Below are 7078 nucleotides of genomic sequence, written 5' to 3'. Positions count from 1 at the left end.
GAGGGTGGGGGGGCAGTATGCCTGATGATCGGTGGGTGCAGGTTCAGCGAATGCTGTGCATTCGATCGCGGGGCAAGCCCGCTCCCACAGGTACAGCGCCTATTCAAAGAGTGCCGCAATCCCCGTGGGAGCGGGCTTGACCCGCGATCTGGCGCATAGCGCCAGCAAACCCTGGCACATCAATCGATCCCGCTCTGGGCAAACTCCTGGGCCAGAAAATCCAGCAGGTGCCGCACCGAAGGCAGCAGCCCGCGCCGTGAGGCAAACACCGCGTGCACCAGCCCGCATTGCGGTGCCCAGTGCGGGGTGGGCTGCACCAGCTCGCCACGGGCCAGCTCGTCGCGGATCACCACCAGTGGCAGGTGCACCACCCCCACGCCCGCCAGCGCCGCCTGGCGCAATACCACCAGGTCGTCGGTCACCAGCCGCGGCGTGTGCCGCAAGCTGGCCGTGGCGCCGTCCGGGCCATTGAGCTGCCATTGATAATCGCGCTGCGGGTTGCCCCAGTGCAGGCTCGGCAAGGCGGCCAGGTCGGCGGGCACGATGGGCCTGGGCAACGACGCCAGCAAGCCGGGCGTGGCCACCAGCAACTGCGTGCTGTTGGCCAGCACCTTCATCACCAGGTCGCTGCTCTCCAGCGGCGGCACCCGCACCCGCAGCGCAATGTCGATGCCTTCCTGGATCAGGTCCACATGGCGGTTGGTGCTCTCGATATGCAGCTGCACCAGCGGGCACTGCACCATGAAGCGCGACAGCATCGGCCCCACCCAGAAATCCAGCAGCGCCGTGGGGCAGCTCAGGCGCACTATGCCCTGGGGCTCGGCACGGTGGCGCTCGATCAGCTCGGCCGCACCCTCGGCCTCCACCAGCATGGCCACGCAATGGCGGTGGTAGGCCTGCCCGATGTCGGTTACCGAAAAATGCCGGGTGGAACGCTGGATCAGGCGCACCCCGAGGCGCTCCTCGAGCCCGGCCACCCGCCGGCTGAGTTTGGACTTGGGCATGTCCAGGGCACGGCCGGCGGCGGCAAAGCCACCGTGCTCGACCACCTGGGCGAAGTAGTACAGGTCATTGAGGTCTTCCACCACTGTTCTCCAAATGGAACGCTGAGGGCACTTTACGCTATCTACCGCCTTCAGCGTTGCGCCCTTATCGTTGGCTTCATGCACGAGAGGAGGTAGCTCATGAAAAAGATCCAAGGCGTCTACAGCAGCCCGCACCCGCATTGGGTGGGTGACGGCTTCCCGGTACGCAGCCTGTTCACCTACGACAACCTGGCCCAGCACATCAGCCCGTTCCTGCTGCTCGACTACGCCGGGCCCCATGCCTTCACCCCCACCAGCGCTCGTCGCGGCGTCGGCCAGCACCCGCACCGCGGTTTCGAAACGGTGACCATCGTCTACCAGGGCGAGCTGGAGCACCGCGATTCCACCGGTGCCGGTGGCCTGATCGGCCCGGGCGATGTGCAGTGGATGACGGCCGCAGGCGGCATCCTGCATGAAGAGTTCCATGCGCCGTCGTTCGCCCGCAGTGGCGGCACCCTGGAGATGGTGCAGTTGTGGGTCAACCTGCCGGCACGGCACAAGTCTGCCCCTGCCGGCTACCAGACCCTGCTGGCCGCCGACATCCCCAGCGTGGCGCTGCCCGGCGGTGCCGGCAGCCTGCGGGTGATCGCCGGTGACTACCACGGCCATCGCGGCCCGGCGCGCACCTTCACGCCGATGCAGGTGTGGGACATGCAGCTCAAGCCCGGCAAGCCCGTGCGGTTGCCTGCCCAGGCCGGTCACAGCAGCGCCCTGGTGGTGCTGCGCGGCCAGGTCACGGTCAATGGCGAGCGTTCGGTGGGCCCGGCACAACTGGTGCTGCTGGAGCGTGCCGGCGACGAAGTGCTGCTGCAGGCCGACAGCGAGGCGGCGGTGCTGTGGCTCAGCGGCGAGCCGCTGGATGAACCCATCGTCGGCTACGGCCCGTTCGTGATGAACAGCGATGCCGAGATCGAGGCGGCGTTCGCCGATTTTCGCGCCGGGCGCTTCGGCCAGATGACCAATGGCGGCGGCACTGTCACACGCGCCGACTAGGGTCTGTATGCAACTCACGTTTGTCCCAACTCCGGCGCCACGGCGCCGGACCACCCCTGCAAGGAGTATGACCATGAGTGTTCCCTACACCCGTCTGGACAAGAACAACGCCGCCGTGCTGCTGGTCGACCATCAGGCCGGGCTGCTCTCGCTGGTGCGTGACATCGAGCCGGACAAGTTCAAGAACAACGTGCTGGCGCTGGCCGACCTGGCCGAGTACTTCAAGCTGCCCACCATCCTCACCACCAGCTTTGAAAGCGGCCCCAACGGCCCGCTGGTGCCCGAGCTCAAGGCGCAGTTCCCTGACGCGCCGTACATCGCGCGCCCCGGCCAGATCAACGCCTGGGACAACGAAGACTTCGTCAAGGCGGTCAAGGCCACCGGCAAGAAGCAGCTGATCATCGCCGGTGTAGTTACCGAGGTGTGCGTGGCGTTCCCGGCGCTGTCGGCGATTGCCGAAGGCTTCGAGGTGTTCGTGATCACCGACGCCTCCGGCACCTTCAACCCGATCACCCGCGACGCCGCCTGGGACCGCATGTCGTCGGCCGGTGCGCAACTGATGACGTGGTTCGGCGCAGCCTGCGAACTGCACCGCGACTGGCGCAACGATGTCGAGGGGTTGGGCGCGCTGTTCTCCAACCACATCCCCGACTACCGCAACCTGATCACCAGCTACAACACCCTCACCGGCGCCAACCAGTAGCCCGCCTCACTGCGCGTCGCCGCGCCTGCCCCCGGTTTCATCGGCGGGCAGGTCGGTGGCGCGGTCTTCGCCGATCTCCCGGTACTCCTTGAGCAACTGCTTGAGCTGGCTGTTGTCCAGCTGGTCGAGGTTCATCAGCGCGTTGTGCGCCGCCTTGGTCGAGCGCAGCAGTTCGTCGAGCTTGATGTGCAGCACGTCGTTGTCGCGGTTCTGGGTGTTCTGGATGACGAACACCATCAGGAAGGTGACGATGGTGGTCGAGGTGTTGATGATCAGCTGCCAGGTGTCGTTGTAGTCGAACCACGGCCCGGTGACGGCCCAGACCACGATCAGTACCAGTGCGATGAGGAAGGTGCGCGAGCGACCGGCCTGTTTGGCCAGGCCCTGGGCGAAGCGTTCGAATTTCATGGCAGACTCTTGTGTGGGGATCTACTGGGTAGACCCTGCGGCGTTGCCGAAATTCTTTGTAACATCAGGGGAAGACGACATGGGGCAGGACCACGGGGCACCGACGCACCTGGTGCGGGTGATACCCACCGATTACGGCCAGTTCGTGCTGGAGCTGAACAATGGCGAGCACCGCTTGCTCAAGGGCCTGGTGCTGACCCGCGAGCTGGGCTGGAGCGAGCTTGCCAACCCACGCAAGGCGCGCCAGCGAACCTTCAGTGCCACCCAGCTCGGTTGGCCGGGTGGGCGTACGCTGGGGTTCGACTACCTGCTCGCGCAGGCACAGCCGATGAGCGAGCGCGAGCTGGGCTGGCAGTCGGTGGACTTCTCCCAGTGCAACCGCGCGCCCACCCCGGAGCACGACACCCACCACGTGTACTACGTGAGCCTCAAGCCCTTCGACCCGCGGCCATTCGGCCTGGGCGAGTCGATTCACGGCGGCCATGGCGAGCGGGGCGGCATGTTTTCCTTCGACCTGGCCGGGCTTGTGGCGTGGCCCAACTGGCGCGAACACTTCGAGCTGGCCGGCTGTGGCTGGGCCATTGCCCTGGTCGACGCCAACACCACGGATGCGCAGGCATTGCTGGACGTATTGATAGACGCCTGGTGCCAGCGTGAGGCCTGAGCTCAGCCCCGGGGCATCAGGCCCAGGCCATTGAGCAGCAGCGCCGCGACGAACAGGCTGACCCCGAACGCCGTGTGCGCCGCCAGGCTGCGCAGGCGTGCCACCTTGGGGTTGGGGGTGCGACGGGCCAGTACGCCAGCGCCCATGCCCGGCTGCAGAATGAAGAACGGCGCCACCAGCGTGCCGATACCGATCGCCAGCGCCGGCAGCAGGGTAGGGCTGTGGGCCCAGCCGATGCCGAAGATCGCCAGCAGCAGCCCGGCGTACAGCACCCCGATCACATAGTGCGTCGCCCAGCCCAGCAGGGCTTCGCCCGGTACGGGCGGCGCCTTGGCGATGCTGTCATGAGTGAACTGACCATGGCGCAGGTGCGCCACCCAGCGCCCGACCATCGGCCAGCTGGGCGTGGGGACCTTCAGCAGCCGCTTCTGTGTTTCGGCCCACAGGTCGGCCAGCGCCGTGCCCAGCAGCCCGATCAGGCTGGCACTGGCGATGAAGTGAAGCAGAGGGGACATGGCGTTGCTCCTGAATAAAACATTCAATGAATTGATTGAATGATTGGCGAATGATAGCTTCCTGTCAATGACCGACCTTCCTCAGCAACACTTCATCGATATCGCCGAGCTGGCCCGCACCCTGGGCCATGCGCATCGGCTGCACCTGCTCGAACACATCGCCCAGGGCGAGCGTGCGGTCGAGCGCCTGGCCGAACTGTGCGGGTTGTCCGTGGCCAACACCTCCCAGCACCTGCAGCACCTGCGTCGCGCGGGCGTGGTACAGACCCGCCGCGACGGCAAGCGCGTGCTGTACCGCCTGGGTGGTGGGCCAATCCTGGAGGTGCTGGCGGCACTGGGGCAGTTCGCCGAGCACAACCGCCTGGCGGTGCGCGAGCTGCTGGCCGACAGCATGAGTGCGCAGGAGCGCCTGGAGGCGATGTCGCGCGACGAACTGGTGCAGCGCCTGCACGAGCAGAGCATCACCCTGCTGGACGTGCGCTCCCACGAGGAATACGCCCTGGGGCACTTGCCGGGGGCGATCAGCATGCCACTGGACGAGCTGCAGCAGCGCCTGGCCGAACTGCCGCAGGACCAGGAGATCGTTGCCTACTGCCGTGGCCCCTGGTGCGTGCTGTCGAGTACCGCCACCGCGGCCTTGCGCGAGCACGGCTTCAAGGTGCGCCGGCTCGACAGCGGCCTGCCGGACTGGCAGGCGGCAGGGCTGCCGGTGGAGGCCTGAGCCTCTGCGGCGGCCCCTGGCGCTTTCGCGCGCGGGCCTGGCAGCGTTAACATCGACGGTCTGACTTTCCATAAAAACAATCAGGAAGCCTATGAACGCCCAAGCCTTACCCCTGCAAGACCTCGCCGCGCCAGAGGGCGTGTGCTACGGCTGCGGTACCTCGCACCCCAGCGGCCTGCACCTGAAAAGCCACTGGGCCGAGGACGGCAGCCACGTGCTGTGCCGGCACGAACCCGATGCCACCTTCACCGGCTGGCCGGGGCTGGTGTACGGCGGGTTGCTGGCGATGCTGGTGGACTGCCATTCGAACTGGACCGCCATGGCCTGGCACTACCGCGCCGAAGGCCGCGAGCCGGGCAGCCTGCCGCGCATCGACTGCGTCACCGGCAAGCTTTCGCTGACCTACCTCAAGCCCACCCCGATGGGCGTGGAGCTGGTGCTCAAGGCGTGGGTCGAGGGTGAGGTGGGGCGCAAGAGCCGGGTCATCTGCGAAGTCTGGGCCGGCGACGTGCTCACCGTGACGGCCGACTCGGTGTTCGTGCGCGTCGACACCGAACGCCTCAAGCAACAGGCCCACGCGACCGTGTAACCCCGGGGGCGATGGCCTTGGACATGTCCCTGGCCGTCGCCCCAGCCAACTCAGAACGGCATCGCCAGCGTCACCTGGCTGTACAGGTTGGTGCCATTGCCGCCCACCTGATTGCCCCCCGTGTTCTCGTCCTTTTTCGGCTGGTACAGCCCCACCAGCGGGCTGACGATCAGGTGCGGGCTGACTGCCCATTCCACGTACAGGTCCAGCTCGCGGGCACCGAGGTTCAGCGCGTTGCGTGTGTGCAGGGTATCGAAGTCGAAATACAGCGCGCCCAGGGTCAGGTTCTCCAGTGGCTTGGCAACCAGGCCCAGGTGATGCACCCCGGTATTGCTGTTGAACGGCCCCGCGTAGTTGGCCGCCACCTCACCCTGGAACCAGGTGCCGTAGCCGGTGCTCAGCCCGGTGAACAAGGCATCCCAGCCTTTGGAATAGCGGGTGTAGCGGTAGGTCAGGCTGGGTGCCCAGGGCAGCTCGGCGAAGGTGTAGCCGGCCTCGGCGTACCAGGCCTTTTCCGGGCCGGCCTGCTTGTCCTGCCAGGCGTACTCGAAGGCGAAGCTGGCGTTGTCGATACCGGCGTTGCCTTCGCCGCGCAGGCTGTAGGTGTCCATGCCGTCGCGTTGGCGCTGGAATTCGCTGGCCCATTGCTCGGTGACGCCCAGGCCGTGAATCCAGGTCAGCCCCAGGGTGCCGGCCGCGGTGGTGTAATCCAGGGTGCCGGCGGCCAGTTCGGTCTCGGCCTGGGCGCGGTTGTCGGACTTGAGCCACAGTGCGCTGGCATGCACCCCACGCTCGCCGCCCAGGCGCAGCACGGCGGTGCGGTCGAACGCGTGGCGCGCCGCCAGGTAATAGGCGCCGCCACGGTCCAGCGCGCCGTCGGCGGGGCCCTTGCCGAGGTTGGGGCCGTCGTCGTTGATCAGAAAGCCGCGGCCCAGCTTGACCACCTGACGGCCGAACGAGGCATCCACGCCATCCTTGCCCAGCAACGGGAACAGCTCGCCGGAGCGCCAGCCGAGGTAGGCGTCCTCCAGCTTGGTGGTGCGCTCGGTGCCGTCGGTGTTGCCGGCTGCGTCGCCATCGCCCCAGGTGGCGGAACTGACCCAGCTGAGTGCGCCGTAGGCACTGCCGTTGCCGGCCAGGCGCTGGTCGCCGCTGATTCCATACTTGATGAAGCCCTCGCGCCAGGTCGAGCCGCCGGGCGTGGCGTCGTAGTTCTTGCGGCTGTTGAACAGGCCGTACACCGCCAGGATGTCGGCATTCAGGTGGGACTCGTCATCGGCGTGGAGCTCGATGGCCTGGGCTGATGGCTGGGCCAGCAGCGCAGCCAGGCTGAGGGCGGCAAGCAGGTGAGGGTGCAGGTTCATGGTGGTGGGGTCCCCGGGTTGGCGTGAGTGGTGGCC

At 67.0% G+C, this 7078-nt stretch carries 9 protein-coding genes; 5 read left to right on the top strand and 4 right to left on the bottom strand.

Going from position 1 to position 7078, the window contains the following annotated elements; all coding sequences use genetic code 11:
- Window positions 1–179: 179 nt before the first annotated feature.
- Window positions 180–1088, bottom strand: a complete 909-nt coding sequence (locus JZZ72_RS27300; RefSeq protein ID WP_210015468.1) for a LysR family transcriptional regulator — start codon at window positions 1086–1088, stop codon at window positions 180–182.
- A 96-nt stretch (window positions 1089–1184) separates the two neighbouring features.
- Between JZZ72_RS27300 and JZZ72_RS27295 the strand changes: the two genes are divergently transcribed.
- Both JZZ72_RS27295 and ycaC read left to right on the top strand, forming a co-directional pair.
- Window positions 1185–2078: a pirin family protein gene (locus JZZ72_RS27295; RefSeq protein ID WP_088515100.1), complete on the top strand. Its 894-nt coding sequence runs from the start codon at window positions 1185–1187 to the stop codon at window positions 2076–2078.
- A 73-nt stretch (window positions 2079–2151) separates the two neighbouring features.
- Entirely contained in the window at window positions 2152–2781 is a 630-nt protein-coding gene (gene ycaC, locus JZZ72_RS27290; RefSeq protein ID WP_043860055.1) for an isochorismate family cysteine hydrolase YcaC, read from the top strand.
- A gap of 6 nt (window positions 2782–2787) precedes the next feature.
- Here the strand turns inward: ycaC and JZZ72_RS27285 are convergent, their stop codons facing one another.
- Window positions 2788–3189, bottom strand: coding sequence for a low affinity iron permease family protein (locus tag JZZ72_RS27285; RefSeq protein WP_043860056.1), 402 nt, complete (start codon window positions 3187–3189; stop codon window positions 2788–2790).
- Between the two features lie 79 nt (window positions 3190–3268).
- Between JZZ72_RS27285 and JZZ72_RS27280 the strand changes: the two genes are divergently transcribed.
- Window positions 3269–3853, top strand: coding sequence for a hypothetical protein (locus JZZ72_RS27280; protein ID WP_210015467.1), 585 nt, complete (start codon window positions 3269–3271; stop codon window positions 3851–3853).
- Window positions 3854–3855: 2 nt separating this feature from the next.
- Here JZZ72_RS27280 and JZZ72_RS27275 read toward each other — a convergent pair whose 3' ends face one another.
- Window positions 3856–4368 (bottom strand): DUF2938 domain-containing protein, encoded by a 513-nt coding sequence (locus JZZ72_RS27275; RefSeq protein WP_210015466.1) that lies wholly within the window; start codon window positions 4366–4368, stop codon window positions 3856–3858.
- A 67-nt stretch (window positions 4369–4435) separates the two neighbouring features.
- Between JZZ72_RS27275 and JZZ72_RS27270 the strand changes: the two genes are divergently transcribed.
- Together JZZ72_RS27270 and JZZ72_RS27265 are read left to right on the top strand one after the other, a co-directional pair.
- The gene (locus tag JZZ72_RS27270) at window positions 4436–5089 is read left to right on the top strand and encodes an ArsR/SmtB family transcription factor (RefSeq protein ID WP_043860058.1); all 654 of its coding nucleotides are present in this window, start codon (window positions 4436–4438) and stop codon (window positions 5087–5089) included.
- 91 nt (window positions 5090–5180) lie between these two features.
- Window positions 5181–5678 (top strand): PaaI family thioesterase, encoded by a 498-nt coding sequence (locus tag JZZ72_RS27265; protein ID WP_043860059.1) that lies wholly within the window; start codon window positions 5181–5183, stop codon window positions 5676–5678.
- A 50-nt stretch (window positions 5679–5728) separates the two neighbouring features.
- Here the strand turns inward: JZZ72_RS27265 and JZZ72_RS27260 are convergent, their stop codons facing one another.
- Window positions 5729–7042, bottom strand: a complete 1314-nt coding sequence (locus JZZ72_RS27260; protein WP_210015469.1) for an alginate export family protein — start codon at window positions 7040–7042, stop codon at window positions 5729–5731.
- Between the last annotated feature and the right edge of the window lie 36 nt (window positions 7043–7078).

Origin of the sequence: Pseudomonas palmensis (assembly GCF_017848315.1) — a bacterium.
In the GTDB taxonomy this organism is placed as follows: domain Bacteria; phylum Pseudomonadota; class Gammaproteobacteria; order Pseudomonadales; family Pseudomonadaceae; genus Aquipseudomonas; species Aquipseudomonas palmensis.
The sequence above is the reverse complement of the archived record's forward strand: the minus strand, read 5'-3'. Positions and strand labels throughout refer to the sequence as shown.